We start from the raw sequence: 22,708 nt of genomic DNA on the forward strand, positions 1-22,708 counted from the left end.
CTTGGATTTTAGATTCCATGCGTTCTTGTTATATAATCACCACTAAGTAGCTATATAGGGGAGTGCAATATGGATGGAAAATAACGTTTTTGAAAAGATGGCAAAAAGATATGATACAGAAGAAAGAATGGAATTGGCTAAAGTTATAGTGAAGGAAGTAAGACCGGTATTACAAAATAGTCTCCCAAAATCTTTAATAGACTATGGAAGTGGTACCGGCCTGGTCAGCTTGGAATTATCAGATCTAGTAGATTCTATTTTGTTGGTGGATTCATCAGAACAAATGTTGGAGGTTGCGAAAGCTAAAATTTCTTATAGAGGAATCACCAACTCAAAAGTGCTTTGTTCTGATTTTACGCAAGACACTCCTGAACTCAAGGCAGATATCGTTTTACTGTCACTAGTCCTTCTTCATATTCCCGATACTAAAAAAATTTTACAAGAGTTGTTCAACATTTTAAATGATGATGGCAAGCTCATTATTATTGATTTTGACAAAAACGATAAAATACATCATCCGAAAGTACATAACGGTTTTTCACATGAAGAACTAAAACAAAGATTATCCGAAGTTGGATTTAAATCAAATGAAATGCAGACATTCTATCATGGTAATGGTATTTTTATGAAACAAGATGCCTCCATGTTTATATCTAGTAGTGTAAAATGATTCTTTTTTTATAAGAAATTATTATGCTTCTCGATAAAAAATTTGTAATTAACTTATGGTCCTCCATAACCTAGAATAAAGGAGAATATTCAGGAAATTAACAGGAGTGAGTATCATGGGAATATCGTTTAGGATAGCTACTGAACATGATTTGGATACAATCGTGAAAATGCTTGCCAATGATCCTTTGGGCAGTCAAAGAGAGCGATACGAAAAGCCACTTCCTGCAAGCTACATAAAAGCTTTTCAAGCGATTACTTCTGACCCCAATAATGAACTAATAGTTGCCTGTCACAGCAATGAAGTTATAGGTGTCCAACAAATTACCTTCACTCCCTATCTAACACATCAAGGTGGTTGGAGAGCGACCGTGGAAGGAGTTAGAACATTATCTTCAGAACGCGGGAAAGGGATAGGCTCCGAACTGATCCGTTACGCCATTCAACGAGCAAAAGAACGTGGCTGTCATTTGATTCAACTCACAACGGATAAACAACGGGAAGATGCATTGCGATTTTATGAACGACTAGGTTTTGAAGCTACACATGAAGGGTTAAAGATGAAACTTTAATTGAGATTTATTCCGTAAAGCTTTGGCTGATTAAACAGCTAAGGCTTTTTATATCCTTTAAAAAGGAATTGTGTTAAAGTTTAATTGTAAGAAAATTAAAAAATCTATACCGAACGCAATACAGGGGGTTGATATTATGACATACAAAAAATTAATCGGCGGAAAAAATAATAAGGGGAATACGTCTAACTAAATTTATAGTAGAGCGTTTCCCCACATTTGAAAGGGGAAAACTATGTTGAAGCAGATATTGTTAATTATTGATGCCCAACAAGAATTAATAGATGGGAATCATAAAAGAGCGGCGGTTTTTAAAAAAGAGCAACTAATCAGGAATATAAATCTAGTGATTGAAAAAGCAGCAGAATCCAGTGTTGAAGTTGTCTTTGTCAGGGATTTGGATGTTGCTGAAGGGAAAGGAATAGGATTTCAAATCCACAATGAAATCAAGGTTCCAATGGGTGTTAAGATTTTTGATAAATCTGCAACGAATGCTTTCCATGGAACAGGATTATTAGATTATTTACGGTCACAAAACATCAAGCATGCAGTTATTATGGGATGTGAAACGCAACACTGTATAGATAGTGCGGTTAGAACTGCCACCATTAGTGGTATGGATATCACATTAGTTGGTGATGGACATTCGACAATAGGCAATGAAATATTAAGTGCAGAACTAGTAATACAGCATCATAATAAAACACTTAATGGCCATTATAATGTGGAGCATTTTTCAGTTGTCAGAAATGCAGAGGAAGATTTGTTTCATCCAACTCACGATTCATATAGGGAATAAATTAGAATGACTTTCATAGTTAATATCAAGGCATAAAGAAAAAAGCTATCATCCCCAAGTACACATGGAATGATAGCTTTTTCTCAGTATGATGATAGAAAAATGAAACATTTTACATTACTAATTCGTAAAATAAAGTAAATATAAGGAGGGATTCGATGATCTGGTTATTTATCATAGTTCCTGTAGTGCTCCTTTTGGGTATCGTGGTTTATATGGATAAGAAGAATAAAGGGTTAGGCAGTGCTCCTGATGTGAATAAAGGGAATCATAGCATCGAGACGGAGACAACAAGAAATCAGTTTTACCACAGTAATGGAGGAAGTGATGGTGGCAGTAATAGCTAAACAATGAAGCTGGGGTAACAGAAAATGTCTTTGACACTTAAAATAAAGCTATAACGTATATTTCTCCTTCCAAATTTCATACTAAAAGTTGAAAAGGAGGGATACTTATGGCCAAACGAAATGGCAAAACAGATGCAGAGCAAAAGAATAAAAAAGGATTCGACTCAAGTAAAACGGATTCGGAATTCTCCAAGGAATTAGGCAGTGCAGCTGCCAACCGAGCGCATAAAGAGAAAGCCAAAGAAGAAAAAGCATCCAAGAACCAAGGCGAATGGAACGGGATGAATTGATTTTCATTCAGGATTCTCCATAAGAGAAAAAAGCTTTCATTCTCAACAAGATGGGAATGAAAGCTTTTTATCTTTTAATGATATGTATATAAGTAAATAACTTGTGATTGGATTCCATTTGGTTTATGATTAATTGTAGACATTAAGGATCTTTAATATATCTGTAAGGAGAATAATAATGAAATATTCTAGAGCCACAAATTACGCTTTACACACAATGGTATATTTAACTTTAACACAAAAGGGAAAGGCTGTTGGCGTAGATCAATTAGCTAAAATCCAAGATCTTTCACCAACATACCTATCGAAGATTTTAACCAAACTTGTCAAAGCAGGACTGATTGAATCAACTCCAGGTGTTAATGGAGGCTATAGTATTGCTAGGCATTCACGTGAAATTTCATTTTTAGATGTAATACTTGCTATTGAAGGGAACACAACACTATTTAGTTGTTCACTAGAACATGAAGATTTGAAAAATGGAGAATGCTTAATTGAAAATGTGATGATAGACGCAGAAAGAAAAATGAGAAATGAATTAGACAAAAAATATATTATTGATATTGCAAGAGAAATTGAAAAGAAAAACAATCAAATAAAATAAACTTTGGCCATTCTCCTTATTTTTTTCTGGCAATTATAGATATTAAGAGTCTTTAATGTACTTTATTCTAGGAGGAAGATAACATGGTACTAGATTGTGTAGTTATTGGCGGAGGTCCATCAGGCTTAAATGCTTCTCTTGTCCTGGGGAGAGCAAAAAAGAATATCATTCTGTTTGATGAAGATAAACCTAGAAATGCTGTAACATATGAGTCTCACGGTTTTATAACAAGAGATGGTATCAAACCTTCAGAATTCAAACGAATTGCTAAAGAAGAGTTAAGGAATTACCCAAGTATTTCAATACAAAATCATCGGGTGATAGCTATTATAAAGGAAAAGCAATCATTTATTATTCATACAGATGAGGGGAATTCTTATCACTCAAGAAAGGTTATTTTATCTACAGGTCTTAGAGATGTGATGCCTCGAATAGAAGGGATTAATAATTTCTTTGGAACGAGCTTGTTTAACTGTCCATTTTGTGATGGGTGGGAATTAAAAGACCGTCCATTAGTTGTTATTTCAGAAAATGAGCGTGCTTTTCATATGACAAAAATGATTGCAAATTGGAGTAAAGACCTTGTTGTTTGTACAAATGGGAGAATTATCTTCACTGAGGAGCAGAAAGAATTATTAACTAAGAAGAATATAAAGGTCTTTGAAGATGAAATAGAAATTTTACAAGGGGAAAATGGCCACTTACGAACGATCAAATTTATGAATGGAAAAGTAATTGAAAGGGAAGGAGGGATTGTCACTACTGGGCTAGAACAAGCATCTTCATTAGCTCAAACATTAGGATGTGCTATAAATAAAATGGGTGGAATTGAAACAGATAATTTTGGGCGGACAAATATTCAAGGAATCTATGCTAGTGGAGATATTTCTATAACATTACCTGCTCAATTGATAATTGCTGCAAGTGAGGGCAGTAAGGCTGCCATGGGAGTAATCAGTGACTTAGTTAATGAAGATTTTTAAAAAGCAGGGGGACGGGTCTACTGCTTCGGATGCCTGAAGATAAAAAACTATGATTCATTGTAGATAGAGTAAAAAGAAGCAGGTAACCAGATAATGGTTTTCTGCTTCTTTTTTGTTAGACAAGATCGAATCAGGCGTCTAAACATACAAAGTTTCTGTAGTATCTTACCTTGTCCAGTCATATTGATTTAAAAGGTAAGTATTATAGGGAGGTTAAATATGTTGCGGAAGTGTACAAATTCAGGTAGAAGGTCTGCGGTGATTACTGGAGTGTTATTAATAGCCAGTATGGTTGCAGGTATATTTAGTGTTGTTCCTGTTATAGATGGGGCAGACTACATTGTCAAGGCTGTTACATATGAAAATCAGGTATTCATAGGAGCTTTTTTCCAGATGCTAATGGTTGTTTCATATGTTGGTATTCCTATTTTGATGTATCCGATTTTAAGTAAGCATAATAAAGGTATAGCTCTGGGATCTGTTGCTTTTGGCATTATTGCGGGAGTGTTCATTATTAGTGGGGTCATTATTTTGCTGTTGTTGTTGACATTAAGTCGTGAATTTATAGAAATGGGAACGCTGGATCTATCGTATTTTCAGACATTAGGTGGATTGTTACAGGCAGGACGAGATTTGGTGAACCATGTGGCAACTACACTGGCATTTGTTTTAGCCATGCTCTTGTTTAACTGCATATTTTACCAAACAAAACTAGTTCCACGTTGGTTGTCTGTTTTGGGTATTTTTGGATCTACATCGTCCATATTGGCAAGCTTATTATTTATGTTTCGTTTCATCGGTCTGGATACAATCTATATGATGTTGAACCTTCCAATAGCCATTCAACAATTGGTTTTGGCTATATGGCTAATCGGTAAAGGGTTCAAACCAACGGTGCTGGAATAGGTATCTTCGTCTTTTGAACTACTATTCCACTCCAACAGTTAAAGCATATTTCTAGGTACATTACCATATACAAAGGAAATCTTATAAATAAACGAATTAGATTTGGAGTGATTTATTTGAGTTCCTCTAATAGGGTAAGACTTACTTCATCCGAAATGGCATCCTTGTGGTCAGAATATATCAACCACACACACAGTAGTTGTATGTTAGAATACTTTATTGCAAAAGCAGAAGATGCTGAAGTATTAGAGGTCCTGAATAAGACCTTTCAAATTATAGAGGATTCAAAAGATAATACTAAGCGAATATTAGAGTCAGAAAATGTACCTATTCCTGTGGGGTTTAGTAGTCAAGATGTGGATGTTAATGCCCCACGACTATTTTCAGATTCCTTTTTTCTGTTGTACATAAAAAATTTGTCTAAGGTAATGGTAGCGTCATGCAGTTTGATGTACATAATGTCCACTCGCAAAGATATGAGGGAGCATTTTAAAGAATGCTTGTCTAAGGCATCTAATGTCTTTGAAAGTGTTAGTGACGTCTTGTTAAATAAAGGTCTATATACTAGGCCTCCAGTTATTGAACCTCCAAAAAAATCAGACTTTGTTGAAGATAAAGATTATCTAAATGGAATAAATTTATTAGGAGACCAAAGATTTTTAAATGCTATTGAAATATCTCATGTTTTTGGAAACATTGAAGCAAATGTGATAGGTAATGCATTAACAAAAGGTTTTGGTCAAACTGCAGATTTAAAAGAAGTTCGTGAATTCATGCAAAATGCAGGTGGCTTATCAGAAAAAATAATTAATTTACTCACTCAATTTTTATCAGGAAGTCAATTGCCTGCACCAATGCCTTCCGACACACAAGTATATAATTCATCTCACCCCCCGTTTTCAGATAGATTGATGATGTATCAAATCACTACTTTATCGGCAGCTGGACTTTCTGATTATGCTACTTCATTGGCTACTAGTCAAAGGAATGACTTAAAAAGACATTACATGGATTTGATAGATGATACAGTAAAATTAGCAAAAAAAGCTGAAAACATAATGATTAAAAATAGCTGGAAAGAACAGCCACCCCAGCAAGATAAAATTAAATTCTAATTACACTTTATATATAACCAAGGAAGGCAATGGGACGGTTCTACTTCTTCGGAAGCAAGGGGACCGTCCCTGTGCTTCAAGGATAAAAGAATTTATTTACGGTTACTTCATTTACAAGAAAAACCTTCATCCCAGGTAAATCCAGGAGAAGGCTTTTCCTATTATTTAAACTCAATCAATACTGGATGCTGTTCCTCAAACTCCATATCATCCCAAGAAAATACATTTAGAAGCATTTCAATATTTTCTTCTATTTTTGGTAGATCGCCTTCATAATTTTGAATCGTTAGCACAGCATCGGCCAATTTACCTCCGGAGACTTCTGTGCTCATGAACAGGAAATTGTCATTGATCATTTTCCCGTCAGCAGAGACTTCTCTCGCTTGAACTTCGATCGTGTCTTCACGTTTGTTTTCCACTTCGAATGTGACGTCGATTTTTTCTTCGTCCCATGCTGGATCTACTATTTTTTCAACGCTGATCAATGTTGCTTTGATGCTTTCATTATCCACGATTACCTTGTTGAATTCTTCTTTGAAGCCATCTTCTTCCTTAGTTTTAGCAGCCTCTTCTTCCGTTGTTGCTTCTGCATTGTCATTAGCAGAGGTCACATTTGCTACTTCTTTCTCTTGCACTTCTGTATCTCCACATGCTGTAATAATACCGGCAGTTGCCAATAGCATGATTAATAGAATATATTTTTTCATGGTGTCTTCCCCCTGTATATAATTTTTGCACGAGATACATTGTAACATGGATATGGTAATTATTTTACAAAAATATTTCAAAAGTGTTACAGTAAATCTTTCCAGAGAATTTACATATAAAAAGAGCATGCCTTTTGGCATGCTCCAGTAAGAATTATTCGTTCATATCATCAGGGAATACGAATTCGTCGAATACTTCTTCCGTTTCCTTGTCCTGAATCACAATTTTTACTTTATTATCCTCAGGATTTACACCATCATATAGTTGATACATCATGCCACCGACGCCTAATGCGAAGGTAGCGAACCCATCCATGCTGTTTTCAAAAGCAGCTTTGTCCACGATCATAGTAAATTCTGAGAGATTATCGTTGAATGTGACATCTTCGATGGATACATAATCTTCCCCGTTCTTCATATCTTCAATGGATTCTGTAACACTTTGTTTCATTTCTGCCAGCATTTCTTTGTGTTGTGCTTTGCTCATCTTGTAGGTAACAGAACCATCATCGTTTTTTGTAGCCTTAATTCCCTCAGTTTCTGCTTCAGCAACTACCTCATCAACATTCTCGCCTTCGAACATGGATGCGGGAATGGTTACTTCAACATTAAATAATCCCTTGTCTACACTGGCTGCGTCTTCTTTATTCTCTGCAGCCTCTTTTTCTTCCGTTTTAGCACTAGGCTTTTCGGATGCCGCTGTCTCTTTATTTTTATCAGATGAACATGCAGTCAGCACCAACATTGCAGCCAACAACATCATGAACCATAATTTCTTCATATCATTTCCCCCTATATTTTGTAAAAATTCCTTAACAAGTGTAACGTCTCATACATTTTCTTGCAATAATTTTCACAAGGGAAAATAAAGGAAATAGGGAACTGTCCCCCGCCTTAGTTACATGAAAGCATCTTCTCTTGCCCATACTAATCCAGGGAGGTAGAGCGACTGATGATACAAATTTGGTTAGCAGGTCTTTTGTTATTGGCTCATCCTGTCGAACATGCAGATAATAGCTTGATTATCACGCAAGAAGGGCAGGAAATTACTAGTTTAGATCGTGAGGATTTCAGGATGCCGCTACCAGGAACACCGATGATCAACGATAGCAAATATGAAGGATTTATTGAAACGCTGGATCAGAAAATATTTCGTGCTCCACAAAATGCGGTGATAAACGATCAAGGGGGAATCGCTCCAGAAAAGGTAGGCTACAAATTAAATCGAAGGGCATTCAAGGAAAGATTTTATGAATACTTTTATAGCAATGGCCCTGTAGAAATGGAAGTGCCACTATCGGAGATTTATCCAAAGGTTGATAGTGAGCTGCTTGCCAATATTCGAATCAAACAGATCGGTCAATATGTTACATATTTTAATTCGTACAATAAAAGTCGGTCTCATAATATATTTCTTGCAGCAGAAGCAATAGACAATCATGTTATTTTCCCAAATGAGACGTTTTCTTTTAACAAGGTGGTAGGCAAAAGAACGCTTGAGAAGGGATACCTGCGTGCTCCGATCATTGTTAGAGGGGAATTGTCTGAAGGTATAGGCGGAGGGATTTGTCAGGTTTCATCCACATTGTTTAATGCTGCTGATAGTGCCGGCCTAAAAATTGTCGAGCGCTACTCCCATAGCCGGAATGTGCCTTATGTTCCATCAGGACGTGATGCAACGGTAAGCTGGTATGGACCTGACTTTCGTTTTCAAAACCAATACAATCAACCGATATTGATTCGAGCAAAACGATATGGGGGGACCATGATAGTGAAGCTTTACTCTTCTGATGTTATCAATTATGAACCAAGAGTAGTTCCGAGTGCCGACTCTCAATTACCAAAGGAAATTAATATAGAGAAATACATGTTCCAGTAAAAGAAGGATATCCCTCTCTATAAAAAGAATACTTCTAGTGAAGAAAATATGAACTAGTGGGGGGGGATTAACATGGGAAGACTGGTACATTTTGAAGTCCATGTAGACAACATGGAACGTGCAATGAAGTTTTATGGTGAGGTGTTCGGCTGGAAGTTTGAGGATTGGACGGACTATGCAGGATTGCCTTATTTCGGTGCAGTAACGGGTGATGCGAATGAGCCGGGGGTCAACGGTGCCCTGATGCAGCGTAGAGGTCCTGCTCCTGAAGCCAATCAGCCTATGAATGGATATTCCTGCACGATGGGCGTGAGTGATTACGAAGCAACAGAGAAACTGATTCTCGAGTATGGCGGCAAGGTGGCCGTACCGAAGTATGCCCTTCCTGGAATGGCTTGGCAAGGGTATTATGTGGACACGGAAGGAAATGTATTTGGCGTTCATCAGCCGGATGAGAATGCGAAATAGGTAAAAAAAATAAGGGGACGGTTCTTTGCTTGGGAAGCAGAGAACCGACCCTTTGTTTCTATCCTTCTAAGACTAACCGAGTGGGAGATTCACTGGATTAATTTGACCTCTAATCTCACCAGCGGGATTTTGCTCGGTATGAGCATTAACATACGTTTTCCCTTTTTCCATAAACTTTATTAAATCTTCTACCGTTTTGATACCGACATCATTTGGTACGATGTCATCATCTGTGATCGTTCCTGTAACAACACCTCCAAAAGTAGAAATACCATTTTGTTCCTCTAGTGTTTCCAAGTCTGCGCCAAAAAGAAATGCTATTACAGGTCCATTTTCTCCACGCTCACCAAAATGAATGTGTGCCTGAACAAAATTTCTAATATTATTTACTGACAGAAAAAACTTTAATCTATCTCTACTTTTATTTGCTACAAATTTTGCAGTGCCAAATGCTAATGTTTGAACTGGGGGGACTTCGTTTGCTCCTCTCAATCTAGCAAAAAAGAATTTCAGCATATTTTTCACCTCCTTTTCTGCAATTTCTATAGTTTATGTAAGTAGAAATGGTATGTATAGTTATAGAATCTAGAAGAAGCGAAAAATTAAGAGAATGGGATAGAATGTATGGGAACGGGTAGAGACCAGCGGAAAAGTTCCTAAGTCATTCGGACAAATTCAGAGGATTCGCTTTCTAATAATAGTCCAAGTTTAGAAAGAATTGTCTAGTAGAAGCGAAGCTGAAAATTGCTTCTCTTTTTTAATTCTAAAGACCATAAGAGCAAGAATGAGGTCGATGTGGCTATTCATGACTTGTTAAAATAAAATATAAGAAGGAGAGCTAAAAGAAATAGCATCCATTAATCCAGGAAGGACGGGGAACAGATATGGCCGCTAGTATAAATCTTTCTTTTGAAGAAATGTGGGAGAAGATTATTGCGTGTGACAGTAACTATGATGGGCTATTTTTTACGGCAGTGAAAACCACCAAAATCTACTGCCGTCCTTCCTGTAGATCGAGGAAACCGAAGAAAATAAACGTGGAATTCTACTACGACATCAATGAAGTGGAAAAGGCTGGCTTTCGTGCCTGCAAAAGATGCCAGCCGAAATCAGATCATTCTCCACATATTGAACTTGTCAGAAAGGTCATTTCCTTCCTGGTAAATCAATATAAACAAAAGCTGGAATTACAGGATATCGCGGATCACGCAGGTGTAAGTGCCTATTATCTTGAGCGGCAATTTAAACAGGCAACTTCCGAAACTCCTCGCTCCTATCTGGAGAAAATCAGAATTGATAAGGCGGCGCATCTTCTAAAAACCACAGATCGAACGAATCTTGAAATCTGCTATGAGGTTGGATTTCAAACTCCTTCCAATTTTTATAAAGTGTTTCGCCGGTTGAGAAATTGTTCACCTAGTGAATATCGAGCACTGATAAGAGAGGAGAAACAGCATTGAATTGGATCGATAATGGCTCCTACATTGACATTCATCCACCGGTGGATTTCAATTTTGAGGAGTGTCTTGTGTTTTTAGGAAGGTCTGAGCAAGAAGTATTACATCAAATAAGAGATGGTTATTTTTATAAACTGATAAAAATAGATGGCGAATTGGTTTTGTTGAAAATTTGGGACACCAAAGATTTCATTCGAGTCGATCTCCCAATCAGTAGCCCAACTCCAGGAGTACGTGAAAAAGCGGCATCCTATGTATGGGAATACTTTGATATGAATCAAGAGCTGGGGAATTTTTATGACATGGCTGATATAGATGAGGTTTTACAGGAAATCGTACATAAATATCGTGGCTTACGGATTATTTGCATTCCTGATTTATTTGAAGCGCTGACGTGGGCGATTATTGGGCAGCAGATCAATTTAACATTTGCTTATACGTTAAAAAAACGATTTGTTGAACACTTCGGAGAATGTCTCATTTTTGAAGGAAACACCTACTGGTTATTCCCTGATTTTGAAACAATAGCACATATAGAAATAGCTGATTTAAGAAAACTCCAATTTACATCCAGGAAGGCTGAATATATTACTGGAGTAGCTAAAGCTATGACAAGTGGTCATTTAACAAAAGAAGCTTTGCTACAACAAGATTATCAGCAAGTGAAAAAATCTTTAATGGCAATCAGGGGTGTTGGAGCTTGGACGGCTGATTATGTGATGATGAAATGCTTACACCATACCACTGCTTTTCCGGTAGCTGATGTCGGTCTTCATCAGGCAATAAAGCAACAATTGGGGCTTGAACGTAAACCGACAATCGAGGAAATTGTGAAAATGTCAACAACTTGGGAAGGTTGGCAAGCGTATGCCACCTTTTATCTATGGAGGTCCTTATATGAGTTACAAGCTACATAAAATTGATTACGAATCACCGATTGGGGTTCTTGAAATAATGGGAACAGAAGAAGCTATCTGTTCGATCATGTTTGACGAGCGGGATAGAAAAGTAAATCCTATTCAAGATGACACACCAAAGGTTTTAGAGCTTTGCTGGAATCAACTTGATGAGTATTTTAAAGGGGAACGGAGTGAATTTACATTCCCATACATATTTGAGGGAACGGTCTTTCAAAAATCAGTGTGGAACGCATTAAAAGGAATACCCTGCGCCAAAACGGGATCCTATAAAGATATTGCTGTTTCAATAGGCAATGAAAAAGCCATCAGAGCTGTCGGAAGTGCAAACGGTAGAAACAGGTTAACTATCGTGATTCCTTGTCATCGAATTATCGGCTCAAATGGAACATTAACAGGTTACGCAGGTGGTTTATGGAGAAAAGAATGGCTCCTGAATCATGAAAGGACTTTTCATAAAGACTAACACACAAGGGGACGGTTCTCTGCATTGGAAGCAGAGAACCGTCTCTTTGCTTCCTATGCAATGGCGTTTGTTCATTTGCAGCGATCACGATACAGAAGAACATTCGTGACACGCAATTGGAGAGGGAGAAGGATTAAGGTAGAAAGGTTCCTGCACTTGGTCGAGTGCAGGGACTTATTTTGGTTGTCGCACTCTTCAAAATCATTGGTATCATGGTTGGCTGTCAGTTTTTAGCTTTCGGGAGGAATTTTTGCTGGTTATTGGTAGAAAAATTGAAAAAAATGTAGTGAAAAGCTTGCCTGTAACCAAAAAAGTGCAAGTGGCGTGGAGAATGTCAGGTTTGCGGTTAGTCGGCGGGGGCAGAAAAATGTATACTGCACAAAAAATTTGATTTGTGCAGAAAAACCATGGTTATACGGTGAAAAATTTCAATTTGCGCACACAAATCCGATTTTACGGTGAAAAAATACCTATTTATGCGCAATTCGCAGGATGTGACAAATTTCGACAGCTCTGACACCCCCACCACAGGCCACCAAAAACTCATATTAAAAAGCAGGACGGGAAAACAATCAATTTTCCCGTCCTGCTTTTATGGAATCGTAGACAGTCCGTCGCTTATTCCGCAGAACCAACTGTCTCCTTAACCTCTTGTTGAACCAATCGTTCATCAAACCACCCAATCAAATGCTCCAAGCGCTCCAAGCGGTGCTTCGGCTTACCGGAACGAGAAAGATCATGGTTCTCATCCGGGAAGCGAACCAGCTTGGTATCAACACCTAAACGTTTCAAGGCGATATACCATTGCTCTGCCTGCTCCATCGGACAACGCAAGTCCTGTTCACTATGCAGGATCAGTGTCGGTGTTTTGACGTTACGCGCATGGTGGAGTGGGGAAATTTCGAGCAGTTTTACTGCATCCTCCCATAGATCTGCATGTCCGTGCTGCCATTCGGTGAAGAAGAAGCCGATGTCGCTTGTTCCATAGAAGCTGTGCCAGTTGCAGATGCTGCGCTGGGTGACGGCTGCCTTGAAACGGTCGGTGCGGGTCACGATGACGTTGGTCATATAGCCGCCATAGCTTCCTCCTGTCACGAATTGCTGGTCGTGATCGATGTAGTTGAAAGTTGCCAGGGCGTAGTCTGCTCCTGCCATGATATCCTCATAATCCATGCCGCCGTAATCCCCGATGACCGCATTTACGAAGTCGTGGCCATAGCCGTGGCTGCCTCGTGGATTTGTAAATAGAACCACATAGCCCTTGGATGCCATCAGCTGCATTTCATGGTGCAGGCCGTTTCCATAGGCTGTTGCCGGGCCGCCGTGGATCTGGAGGATCATCGGATATTTTTTGCCCTCTTCAAATCCATAAGGCTTAAGGATCCAGCCCTCGATTTCCTTGCCATCTGTGCTAGGGTACTTGAAGTTTTCCGGTGTGCTTAAATGGACCTCGTCATAGAGTGCTTCGTTCCAATCTGTTAACTTCTCTACTTTTGCCACATCATTAAGGTCCTGCACTACCACGTCCCCTGTGGAGTGAGGTGTAGCAAGAACCAATACTGCTTGATTGTCACTTACGATATCGTAGGAAGTGACCACTCCGACAGTCGGAGATAGCGCGGCTGAAACCTCTCCTTCAAGGCTGACCTTGAACAGCTGGCAATCGCCACCGACTGTAGCATGGAAGAAGATATTCGCGCTGTTTGCGTCCCAGACCAATCTTGGCTCTGCCGTGTCATACTTTGCATCGACACCAACGAGGTTTCCAACTGTGTAATCGAAGCTTTCCGTCAGATTTTTGACTGTGCCGGATTCTACACTAATCAGAAGAACATTCGCATTCCCCTGGCTTCTTTCGCCGCGGTCATGACCTGCCACTGCCAGCCATCTGCCGTCAGGTGAAAAAGAAGGTGCCATTACATAGCCGTTTGCCTGATAGAAAAGAGACTCATCTTTTGCTTCGATATTATATTTCCAGATTGCAGGGAGGTAGCCCCATTCTTTGTCCTCTGCCTTTGTTCCGATATAGAACAGGTTTTTTCCGTCCGGAGTGAAACGGGGTTGCCCAAAGTCATACTCGCCTTCGGTGATTTTCGTATAGGATTTTGAATCGATATCGTAAAGGTACACATGCTTGCGATCCTCATTATAGATCCCAACGCCGTCCCCTTTATAGCGAAGTCTTGTAATCACCTTCACATCGCTTTTTTCTTCTTTATTCTCTTCCTTATCAGTGGAAAGCTTCAATTCGCCGCTGATGGTGAGTGCAAGCTGCTTTCCGTCTGGAGACCAGACAAAATCCCCGATGCCCTGCTTGACGTCTGTCAGCTGAACAGCTTCGCCGCCGTCCGTATGTAAAAGCCAAACCTGATTCTTCCCTGTACGATTGGAGCGGAAGGCGATGGCCTTTCCATCCGGTGACCACTTCGGAGCCACATCTTTTACGAGGCTATCTCTGGAATAATGGGACGTAAACTGTCTGCCTTCACCTTTTAAATCAGAAATATAGATGGAAGAATAATAGCCATCCTTCTCCTTATCCACCTGAGTCAGGACATAAGCAACCTTGTCCTGGTTTGGAGACACTTTCGGATCTCCGACAAACTTGAATTTACATAGGTCTTCAGCTGTAATTGGACGTTTCGTCATTGTACATACCTCCATTTTTGACAATCTATGAGTCTATCATAACATTTCGTGAGGCGAAACAAAATATTAATTTTAGATATTTCAGTATTTTATAAAAATAGAATCTGCAAATAGAAGTATTTTAAAAATCCTTGTCGAATAAAGTAAGTAGAATAATCTAGCTGACAGGAGTGATTCGATGCACAATCAAAAGAGAATACGGGATTACGGCGTCCGAATTGGCCGAATGAAGCCTGGGCGTTATAACGCCATTACAGATGTAGAAGGAGTGACTGTCGGCCATGTGACGCTCAGTGATGGGGAAATGCAAACAGGAGTAACAGCCATTTTGCCACTCCAAGGAAACATCTTCAAAGAAAAACTGATTGCCGCAAGCCATGTCATCAATGGATTTGGAAAAACGATGGGGACGATTCAGATGGCGGAGCTGGGCACATTGGAAACGCCCATTATTCTGACCAATACCTTAAATGTCGGGATCGCTGCAGATGCGTTAATCGACTATACGCTGGAGCGAAACCCGGAAATCGGCCGGACAACTGGAACCGTCAATCCCATCGTCGGAGAATGCAACGATATGTTTTTGAATGATATAAGGGGAAAGTTCGTGAAGCCGGGGCATGTTCTTCAAGCACTTGAGAATGCCTCAACGGAATTCAAGGAGGGAGCGGTAGGTGCTGGGACAGGCATGCTCTGCTACTCCATGAAAGGGGGCATCGGTTCTGCATCTCGGATCATGGAAATGAAACATGGAAAGTACACAATGGGTGTTCTAGTGTTAACGAATTTTGGGATATTGGAGGATCTCAGGATTAATGCCAAGGCAGTTGGCCAAGAGTTGGCAGATGCAATGGAACAGTCTTACAAGGATAAGGATGAAGGCTCCATCATGATAATCGTTGCAACCGACCTCCCGGTATCGGAAAGGCAACTGAATCGAATCATCAAGCGGTCCGTCACCGGGTTATCGAGGACAGGTTCCATCATTACAACCGGAAGTGGCGAAGTGGTCATAGGCTTCTCCACTGCCACCAGGATCCCCCATGAAAAACCGGAGCACTGCCTATCATTGCAGATGATTCATGAGGATAGTATCGATCTTGCTTTCCGGGCAGTGGGGGAAGCGACGGAAGAGGCCATTTTGAATTCACTTGTTACCGCAGAGTCTGTGGTGGGACGGGATGGTAATGTGCGGCCGGCATTAAAGGATTTAATCGAGGAGTTTACTCTTTCTTTAATTCAGTGATAAAAACAAGTGTGAGCAGGCGATGCGATGTTTATAATGTAGGTGGAGCAACTATTATTTGTAGAAATGAGTGGTAAGCTATGACTCAAGTAAAGAACATTATTGAGGACAATTGGCTGAGGAATATCATCCTCTTTCTTAGCAGCCAGACGATTTCCTTATTTGGCTCGTCCTTGGTTCAGTATGCCATCATGTGGTACATAACGCTCACAACTGGTTCGGGTTTGATGATGACGTTATTCATCATTTGTGGCTTCATCCCGTCCTTTATTTTATCGCCTGTTGCGGGAGTGTGGGCAGATCGCTATAACCGAAAAATGCTGATCATCCTTGCGGACAGTCTCATTGCCATTGCAACACTGATTCTTGCAGTTCTCTTTTTAATGGGCTTTGATTCGATTTGGCTGCTTTTTGTGATGGCGGCGGTTCGGGCCTTTGGAACAGGAATTCAGACGCCGGCTGTAGGGGCCATTTTGCCACAAATTGTGCCAAAGGATAAACTGACGAAGATAAACGGAATAAATGGCAGTATCCACGCAATTATCATGTTCGTCTCTCCGATGGTCAGTGCAGCACTCTTGGCGTTGACTTCGATTGAGGTTATTTTCTTTATCGATGTCGTAACTGCAGTCATTGCAATCTTTACACTGTTCACCTTTTTGAATATCGCCGTTCATGAAAAGGCATCTGTAAAACAAACAACCAGCTACTTCAATGACTTCAAGCAAGGATTACGATATGTGAACCAAAATGCCTTTCTGAAGCAGTTTTTCCTATTCTTTGCGGTGTTCTTTGTTTTGATGGCGCCAGCAGCCTTTTTGACACCGTTACAAGTAACACGCAGCTTTGGCGAGGATGTGTGGCGGCTTACCGCAATTGAAATTGCCTTTTCCATTGGCATGATGGTAGGGGGAGCGGTAATTGCATCTTGGGGCGGATTTTCCAACAAGGTGAAAACGATGGGTCTAGCAAGTGTTCTGATGGGTGTTTGTACGTTTGCCCTCGGCGTTGTGCCGCAGTTCTGGTTTTACTTAGGACTCATGACGTTGTTTGGTCTTGCCGTGCCAATATTCAATACCCCTGCCACTGTCTTGCTGCAGGAGAAAGTGGAAGAGGATTATCTGGGCAGGGTATTTGGCGTGTTTGGGATGATCTCCACCTCCATGATGCCTCTTGGAATGCTGATATTCGGTCCAATAGCTGATTTTATCGCAATTGAATGGCTATTAATTGGAACGGGAGTATTGATCATTATCCTTGCGGTTCTTTTAGGGCGAAACAGCGTATTGATGGAAGCGGGAAAACCTGTAGCGGAGGAATTAAAGGTATAGAGGATGAAGGAAAATTGGGGCGGTTATGTAACTGTCCCATTTTTTTGTGCTTCGTTAGAGCATTTTACTAGGTGTAATTTTTCAATATCTGATACGTTAGTAGTACTAATTGATGTGAGGTGCTGGAAATGAATTTGAATGACTGGTTTGATAGTGGACTTACGTATGGACAATATGTAGAAGGTATGGCAGTAAACAAGGAAGAAATGGAATCTATTTTTAATAAGTTTTCCCTTCATGAAGAAAATGCCGAGGATTTAAAAAGCCAAAAGCTTAGAGTCATTGTATTGACGGAGGATTGGTGCGGGGATGCGCTTTTAAATAATCCCATCTTGATGAGAATTGCTGATGCCGCCGATATGGATGTCCGCTTTATCCTTCGAGATCAAAATTTGGAGCTGATGGATCAGTATTTGACGAATGGAACAGCCCGTTCGATTCCAATATTTATTTTTATCAATCAAGAGGGTGAAGAGGTTGCTGTCTGGGGACCAAGAGCAGCGGCCCTACAGGAAATGGTGGATCAAGTCAAAGCTACCCTTCCACCTGCAGATGCACCTGACTTTAAAGAAAAGCAAGCTACAGCTTTTAAACAATTAAAAGAATCGTATGTAAAGGATCCCTCCTTATGGAACATTGTTTCCGATAGCATTTTAGGGAAGCTTAAAGAAATCTTTTAAGCTCTTCACAAAAACCCTGCCTGTATGACAATCAGGCAGGGTTTCATCATTTGGTATAGCAGGTTCATGCAGGATAATGAAGTGGATTCGACTAAAAAAAGGAGCAATGTTTCATGATCAATGAAAAGCCGATCGCAACTGGCAACACCGCCGCCATCTATCTTCATGGAAACAAAGTGATTAAAATTTTCCGCGAACACTTACCTGCCTCAGCACCGAAGTATGAGGCGAATAAGCAGCAGCTTGCCTATGATTCAGGGCTTCGAGTGCCAAAAGTGTTGGAGGTCGCCAAGATAGAAGGCAAGCATGCGCTTGTGATGGAGTATGTGAAAGGAAAGACCCTAGGGCAGCTGGTGATGGAAGATAGAGAGCAAGCGGAGTATTATATGGGACTATCCGTTGATATTCAAAGAGAGATACATAGTATAAAGATAGATTCAATGGAACCTATGAAGGAGAAGCTTACGCGTCAAATTCAGTCTGTTGGTTGTCTGGGTGGAGAAGTGAAGGCTGCATTGTTGGAGAAGTTGGGATCGATGACTTTTGAAAGCAAGCTCTGCCATGGGGATTTTCACTTTTATAACCTGATTCAGACGGATGACGGGATCACGATCATTGACTGGGTCGATGCGAGTTCCGGGGATATAAGTGCGGATGTGTATCGGAGTTATCTGCTTTATTCTCAGGTTTCTGAGGAATTGGCAGAGTTGTATGTAAAGATATATAGCGAGAAGAGCGGGCTCAGCAAAGGGGAGATTTTTGCTTAGGCACCGATTTTGGCAGCGGCGAGGTTGGCGGAGAATGTGGCGACGGAGGATGAGGAGCGGCTGATGGCGATTATAATGGCATAATCTATTGAAATATTTTAGTGATTGCTCCAAAAGGGGGGAATGTTACTTTGTAAGCCGCGCTAAAGTCCAAACCCCCTGAACAATCCTAATCTACTTCCGCCCTACCAGTGAGATCTTCATGTTTAAGCCGTTGTGCCGCAGTTTTTCTTGCTGCTGTTACCGGTACCGTTCCGAACACTTTCCCCAGACCGAATGTGGGCATATTTCCGTAGATGGATTCGTAGTGCCCTTTATGGACAAGGTAGGTTTCATGATAGATTCCGACTGCGTCGTTGTTGCCGACCTTTTTGTTGAAATCTTTCCAGGCTTTCAGGTGTTTTTGTCCACGGGCATAGGCAAAGAGTTGTTGTTCCGATTGCCAGTATTGCATCATGAAGGTGGTGCGGAATCCGATAAAGCTCTCCATTGACAGGAAGCCAAGTTCTTTATTTGTGTACAGCTCTTTTATCATGGCTGGCATCGTCAGAAAGACTGGAAACCATTTATGGATGGCCCACCATTTATTGATCCTCATCCCGATGGTGAATACGACAATATCCGTTCCATTTTCTACTGTAAAACGACCAGGATAGATTTTTCGCCCCATTGCTACTCCCCCTTGAGTTTTGATATCGTTTTACCACACCAATCGATGGCGGCTTTGGTTGTAGCTAATCCATAATCCAATGTAATAATCCAATACATGGCATCTGTCTGGCTCATGTGACGCGCTGATATATTGCGTTTGATGGTATGGTAGGTGCTGTACCGTTCCTCTAGCTTTTCCTGGTATTGCCGTATGTGCCCGATTGTCACCTGAGCTTCCTGATGCCTGCTGAAGAACAGCTTTAACAGCATCTCGTTCTTGGTTGTTTCGAGCTCGTTGATGGGATGTTCGAGCCACTTTCTAAGTGCATCCCTGCCCATATTGGTAATCTGATATTCTTTCTTATCCGGCTTTCCTTCCTGTGGAGTATCACGTACAGAAGCGTATCCTTGATCTACAAGCTTCTTTAAAATGGGATAGATCTGTCCATAGCTGATTTTCCAAAAGTGAGTTAAACTTCCATCCATCATCTGTTTTATGGAGTAGCCGGTATTGCAGCCGGTTGTGAGAAGTCCGAGAATGGCAAACTGCGTGTTTTCTTTTGTCATAATGACACCACCCATATATCTTTCCGATATATATCATTGTGATATATCGGAGGGGTTCTGTCAATAACTGGTTCAGACAATTCGATAAAAAAGAATAAAACAGCACAAAATTAGAGAGACCTTCCATCCAGAGGCCTCTCCATCCTACCGCGTTTCCTTTAAAGTGGAATCGTCACTACAACGGTTGTCCCGTTTCCTGGTGCGGACTCCACCGACACACCGTACTCTTTTCCGTAATAGAGTTGCAGCCGTTCATCCACATTGCGAATCCCAACTCCCCCAAGCCGCATACGCTGTTCTGTATTTGGATGAGCCAGTTTACCCGGATCGAAGCCGATGCCATTGTCTTTAATCCGAAAGACAATATTGCTCTTTTCAGTCTGGGCTGAAATATGAATATACCCGTTTCCGGCCATTTCCCGTATCCCATGATAGATCGCATTCTCTACGAGCGGCTGGAGAATAATTTTTGGAATCATCACCTCTGCGATAGATGAGTCGGATTCGACTGTGTAGGTTAGCTTTTCTCCATACCGTTCCTTTTGAATAATCAAATATTGTTCCACATGCTTCAGTTCATTCTCGACAGTTGTAAATTCGTTTCCTCCACTTAACGATAACTGAAAAAACTTGGCGAGTGCTTTTGTTACCATAATGACTCGTTCACTATCATTGAATTCGGCCATCCAGACAATTGTGTCGAGTGTATTGTAGAGAAAATGAGGGTTAATCTGCCCGTGCAGAACGCTCATTTCGTACGACCGTAGATCTTTCTCCTTCTGTTCAATGTCCTTTAACAATCGTTTTATTTCCTTCGTCATGACATTAAAGTGCTGTGATAGGCGTTGTACCTCGGCTATTCCTTTTTCATCGACTTCCACATCGAGGATACCGTGCTGCACTTCTTGCATCGCTTTCTCCAATCGATGAATGGGGTTTGTGATGCGCTTTGCAATCCATGGCGTCACCAGAAGAACCAGAACGAAGAGACCAATACCGATTACAGCAATGGTGCCAAGCAGTTGGCTTCGGATTTGGTTCAGACCGTCCAGTGAGCTGACTCCTACAAGCGTCCAGTCGGAATGGCGGATGTTTGTCTTATAGACAAGTGTGTTCCGCTTCTGGTCGTAACCTTCTTTCGATTCAGCTATCTCCAACAGTTCCTTCTCCTTTTTTTCGTCCATGAAGTAGGTCGGATCTTTATGATAGACAAGTTCTCCGCTACTGTTCAGAATGTAGGAATAACCGCCTTCACCGAGCATAAGATCATAAAACGCCGCTTCAATCCCCTTATATTGAATATCCAGGAGTATAACACCGAGGTGCTTGCCAGCATCGTCCAGGACCTCCCGGCTAATGGAGATCACCCAATTATCCTTGTCCATGGAAAATTTCTGCATGCGTGCCGAGGTAAGCACCGGAATGCTGCGATTTTCCAATGCTGCCGTATACCAATGCTCCTGCATCATATCAGAGGAAAGGGTCATGTTGAGGTTTTTCTCATTGGAGATGACATAACCGTCATGTCCGATTACAATGACCGACTGAATATTTGGTTCCGAATCAAGAATACTGCTTATGAATGTAAGTAAATCGCTTTCACCCGAACGATCGGCAGAAGCCAGCGCCAACCTTGTCGAAGGGTTGTTGGCTAACAGCTCCGACAGTACTTCCAGCCGTTCAATGTACATGCTGACGCTGGCGCTGCCTTTCTCGACTGACATTTTGGATGTTTGGATTGATTCCTGCAATACTACCTGGGAGCTCCCAATATATACGATGATTCCGAGAACAATGATCGTCACCAAGCTGATCAGCATCGTGAAGAGGGAAATTTGTACACTGAGTGATTTCAGCCATCTGCCCATCATTCGGTAACCCTTTCACGATACTGGAGGGGAGAGCAGCCATATTTTTTCTTGAAAGAGGTACTGAAATAATTCGGATTGTCAAAGCCGACTTCCTCGGATATCTCGTACATTTTCTTGTCTGAGGTCAGCAGTAGAAGCTTCGCACGATCGAGCCGCTGCGACACAATAAATTCCTGAAAAGGAACGGCAAATAGACGCTTGAACACTCCACTCATATGACCGGTGCTGAAGCCGGCCTCTTTAGCCAGATACGACAAGGAAAAGTCCGGATTGCTGATGTTCAGTTCGATCAGTTGGGAAATCTCTCCTTTCAACCCGTTCTTGTCATTAGAGTCCGTCTTGGATTTAAAGGAAGAAATTGTCTCATAAACCTCGGCTTCAAGCTCGGTGTTCTTCCGCTTTATTACCAGCTTGGACAGCACCTCGGTGACATCCTTACGGGAGACCGGCTTCATGACAAAATCATCTACACCAAGCTTCAATGCGGCAACAGCATAGTCAAAATAATCGTACCCTGTAATAATGGCGATCTTGACCAGTGGACGAAGCTCCTTGGCCTTGCGTGCAAAGTCGAGTCCGTTCATCCTCGGCATATTAATATCGAGCAGAATAAGATCAATCGCTTCCGTTTCGAAGAGCCGAAGTCCTTCCACTCCGTCACTGGCTTCGAAAATCTCGGAAATATGCAACTGCTGGAAAGGGACAAATTGGACAATCCCTTTTCGAATCAATTCTTCATCCTCCACAATCAACAATTTAAACATCGG

Annotated in this window: 27 protein-coding genes; 19 read left to right on the forward strand and 8 right to left on the reverse strand. The window is 40.9% G+C overall.

Annotated features, from left to right (window positions below):
• Positions 1-73 precede the first annotated feature (73 nt).
• The 9 genes from ACQCT5_RS00890 to ACQCT5_RS00930 all read left to right on the forward strand — a co-directional run bounded on the left by ACQCT5_RS00890 (position 74) and on the right by ACQCT5_RS00930 (position 6,285).
• The gene (locus ACQCT5_RS00890) at positions 74-670 is read left to right on the forward strand and encodes a class I SAM-dependent methyltransferase (RefSeq protein ID WP_499637931.1); all 597 of its coding nucleotides are present in this window, start codon (positions 74-76) and stop codon (positions 668-670) included.
• A gap of 115 nt (positions 671-785) precedes the next feature.
• Positions 786-1,241, forward strand: coding sequence for a GNAT family N-acetyltransferase (locus ACQCT5_RS00895; RefSeq protein WP_499637934.1), 456 nt, complete (start codon positions 786-788; stop codon positions 1,239-1,241).
• Between the two features lie 238 nt (positions 1,242-1,479).
• Positions 1,480-2,040: an isochorismatase family protein gene (locus tag ACQCT5_RS00900; RefSeq protein ID WP_499639073.1), complete on the forward strand. Its 561-nt coding sequence runs from the start codon at positions 1,480-1,482 to the stop codon at positions 2,038-2,040.
• Between the two features lie 158 nt (positions 2,041-2,198).
• Positions 2,199-2,387 (forward strand): hypothetical protein, encoded by a 189-nt coding sequence (locus tag ACQCT5_RS00905; protein WP_499637938.1) that lies wholly within the window; start codon positions 2,199-2,201, stop codon positions 2,385-2,387.
• Between the two features lie 107 nt (positions 2,388-2,494).
• Positions 2,495-2,677, forward strand: a complete 183-nt coding sequence (locus ACQCT5_RS00910) for a hypothetical protein (RefSeq protein WP_224838101.1) — start codon at positions 2,495-2,497, stop codon at positions 2,675-2,677.
• 178 nt (positions 2,678-2,855) lie between these two features.
• Positions 2,856-3,281: an Rrf2 family transcriptional regulator gene (locus ACQCT5_RS00915; RefSeq protein ID WP_499637940.1), complete on the forward strand. Its 426-nt coding sequence runs from the start codon at positions 2,856-2,858 to the stop codon at positions 3,279-3,281.
• An 83-nt stretch (positions 3,282-3,364) separates the two neighbouring features.
• Positions 3,365-4,264 (forward strand): NAD(P)/FAD-dependent oxidoreductase, encoded by a 900-nt coding sequence (locus ACQCT5_RS00920; protein WP_499637943.1) that lies wholly within the window; start codon positions 3,365-3,367, stop codon positions 4,262-4,264.
• Between the two features lie 258 nt (positions 4,265-4,522).
• Complete coding sequence (locus ACQCT5_RS00925) at positions 4,523-5,170, forward strand: DUF4386 domain-containing protein (RefSeq protein WP_499637946.1); 648 nt, start codon at positions 4,523-4,525, stop codon at positions 5,168-5,170.
• Between the two features lie 116 nt (positions 5,171-5,286).
• Positions 5,287-6,285 (forward strand): DUF3231 family protein, encoded by a 999-nt coding sequence (locus ACQCT5_RS00930; protein WP_499637949.1) that lies wholly within the window; start codon positions 5,287-5,289, stop codon positions 6,283-6,285.
• A 161-nt stretch (positions 6,286-6,446) separates the two neighbouring features.
• On the opposite strand, the gene ACQCT5_RS00935 is transcribed toward ACQCT5_RS00930, so the two are convergent.
• Complete coding sequence (locus tag ACQCT5_RS00935; RefSeq protein ID WP_499637951.1) at positions 6,447-6,992, reverse strand: hypothetical protein; 546 nt, start codon at positions 6,990-6,992, stop codon at positions 6,447-6,449.
• 154 nt (positions 6,993-7,146) lie between these two features.
• Positions 7,147-7,773 (reverse strand): hypothetical protein, encoded by a 627-nt coding sequence (locus tag ACQCT5_RS00940; RefSeq protein ID WP_499637954.1) that lies wholly within the window; start codon positions 7,771-7,773, stop codon positions 7,147-7,149.
• A gap of 171 nt (positions 7,774-7,944) precedes the next feature.
• Between ACQCT5_RS00940 and ACQCT5_RS00945 the strand changes: the two genes are divergently transcribed.
• Both ACQCT5_RS00945 and ACQCT5_RS00950 read left to right on the forward strand, forming a co-directional pair.
• Entirely contained in the window at positions 7,945-8,871 is a 927-nt protein-coding gene (locus tag ACQCT5_RS00945) for a VanW family protein (protein ID WP_499637958.1), read from the forward strand.
• 72 nt (positions 8,872-8,943) lie between these two features.
• On the forward strand, positions 8,944-9,339 hold the full coding sequence (locus ACQCT5_RS00950) for a VOC family protein (RefSeq protein WP_499637961.1): 396 nt from the start codon (positions 8,944-8,946) through the stop codon (positions 9,337-9,339).
• Positions 9,340-9,411: 72 nt separating this feature from the next.
• Here ACQCT5_RS00950 and ACQCT5_RS00955 read toward each other — a convergent pair whose 3' ends face one another.
• Entirely contained in the window at positions 9,412-9,855 is a 444-nt protein-coding gene (locus tag ACQCT5_RS00955) for a CHRD domain-containing protein (RefSeq protein WP_499637963.1), read from the reverse strand.
• A gap of 368 nt (positions 9,856-10,223) precedes the next feature.
• On the opposite strand from ACQCT5_RS00955, the gene ACQCT5_RS00960 reads away from it, so the two are divergent.
• From ACQCT5_RS00960 to ACQCT5_RS00975, 4 genes are all read left to right on the forward strand, one after another.
• A complete protein-coding gene (locus tag ACQCT5_RS00960; RefSeq protein ID WP_499637966.1) occupies positions 10,224-10,799 on the forward strand; it encodes a bifunctional transcriptional activator/DNA repair enzyme AdaA in 576 nt (191 codons plus the stop codon).
• Complete coding sequence (locus ACQCT5_RS00965) at positions 10,796-11,713, forward strand: DNA-3-methyladenine glycosylase family protein (protein WP_499637969.1); 918 nt, start codon at positions 10,796-10,798, stop codon at positions 11,711-11,713. The genes ACQCT5_RS00960 and ACQCT5_RS00965 overlap by 4 nt, the downstream gene beginning before the upstream one ends.
• Positions 11,694-12,179: a methylated-DNA--[protein]-cysteine S-methyltransferase gene (locus ACQCT5_RS00970; protein WP_499637971.1), complete on the forward strand. Its 486-nt coding sequence runs from the start codon at positions 11,694-11,696 to the stop codon at positions 12,177-12,179. The genes ACQCT5_RS00965 and ACQCT5_RS00970 overlap by 20 nt, the downstream gene beginning before the upstream one ends.
• Positions 12,180-12,429: 250 nt before the next feature.
• A complete protein-coding gene (locus tag ACQCT5_RS00975) occupies positions 12,430-12,570 on the forward strand; it encodes a hypothetical protein (protein ID WP_499637973.1) in 141 nt (46 codons plus the stop codon).
• Between the two features lie 227 nt (positions 12,571-12,797).
• Here the strand turns inward: ACQCT5_RS00975 and ACQCT5_RS00980 are convergent, their stop codons facing one another.
• Positions 12,798-14,828 (reverse strand): S9 family peptidase, encoded by a 2,031-nt coding sequence (locus ACQCT5_RS00980; RefSeq protein WP_499637975.1) that lies wholly within the window; start codon positions 14,826-14,828, stop codon positions 12,798-12,800.
• A 178-nt stretch (positions 14,829-15,006) separates the two neighbouring features.
• Here ACQCT5_RS00980 and ACQCT5_RS00985 point away from each other — a divergent pair, with 178 nt between their 5' ends.
• The 4 genes from ACQCT5_RS00985 to ACQCT5_RS01000 all read left to right on the forward strand — a co-directional run bounded on the left by ACQCT5_RS00985 (position 15,007) and on the right by ACQCT5_RS01000 (position 18,852).
• A complete protein-coding gene (locus tag ACQCT5_RS00985) occupies positions 15,007-16,074 on the forward strand; it encodes a DmpA family aminopeptidase (protein WP_499637977.1) in 1,068 nt (355 codons plus the stop codon).
• 80 nt (positions 16,075-16,154) lie between these two features.
• Positions 16,155-17,405, forward strand: a complete 1,251-nt coding sequence (locus tag ACQCT5_RS00990; protein ID WP_499637979.1) for an MFS transporter — start codon at positions 16,155-16,157, stop codon at positions 17,403-17,405.
• A gap of 128 nt (positions 17,406-17,533) precedes the next feature.
• Positions 17,534-18,085, forward strand: coding sequence for a thioredoxin family protein (locus tag ACQCT5_RS00995; RefSeq protein ID WP_499637982.1), 552 nt, complete (start codon positions 17,534-17,536; stop codon positions 18,083-18,085).
• Positions 18,086-18,198: 113 nt separating this feature from the next.
• Positions 18,199-18,852, forward strand: coding sequence for a phosphotransferase family protein (locus ACQCT5_RS01000; protein WP_499637985.1), 654 nt, complete (start codon positions 18,199-18,201; stop codon positions 18,850-18,852).
• Between the two features lie 169 nt (positions 18,853-19,021).
• Here ACQCT5_RS01000 and ACQCT5_RS01005 read toward each other — a convergent pair whose 3' ends face one another.
• From ACQCT5_RS01005 to ACQCT5_RS01020, 4 genes are all read right to left on the reverse strand, one after another.
• Entirely contained in the window at positions 19,022-19,522 is a 501-nt protein-coding gene (locus ACQCT5_RS01005; RefSeq protein WP_499637988.1) for a DUF4188 domain-containing protein, read from the reverse strand.
• Between the two features lie 2 nt (positions 19,523-19,524).
• Positions 19,525-20,070 carry a PadR family transcriptional regulator gene (locus ACQCT5_RS01010; protein ID WP_499637991.1) on the reverse strand — a complete coding sequence of 182 codons (546 nt, stop codon included), beginning with the start codon at positions 20,068-20,070 and terminating at the stop codon, positions 19,525-19,527.
• 158 nt (positions 20,071-20,228) lie between these two features.
• The gene (locus tag ACQCT5_RS01015; RefSeq protein WP_499637996.1) at positions 20,229-21,941 is read right to left on the reverse strand and encodes a sensor histidine kinase; all 1,713 of its coding nucleotides are present in this window, start codon (positions 21,939-21,941) and stop codon (positions 20,229-20,231) included.
• Positions 21,938-22,705, reverse strand: coding sequence for a response regulator transcription factor (locus ACQCT5_RS01020; RefSeq protein ID WP_499637999.1), 768 nt, complete (start codon positions 22,703-22,705; stop codon positions 21,938-21,940). Before ACQCT5_RS01020 ends, ACQCT5_RS01015 begins: the two co-directional genes overlap by 4 nt.
• Positions 22,706-22,708 lie beyond the last annotated feature (3 nt).

This window comes from Sutcliffiella halmapala (assembly GCF_050107295.1).
Classification (GTDB): Bacteria; Bacillota; Bacilli; order Bacillales; family Bacillaceae_I; genus Sutcliffiella_A; species Sutcliffiella_A halmapala_A.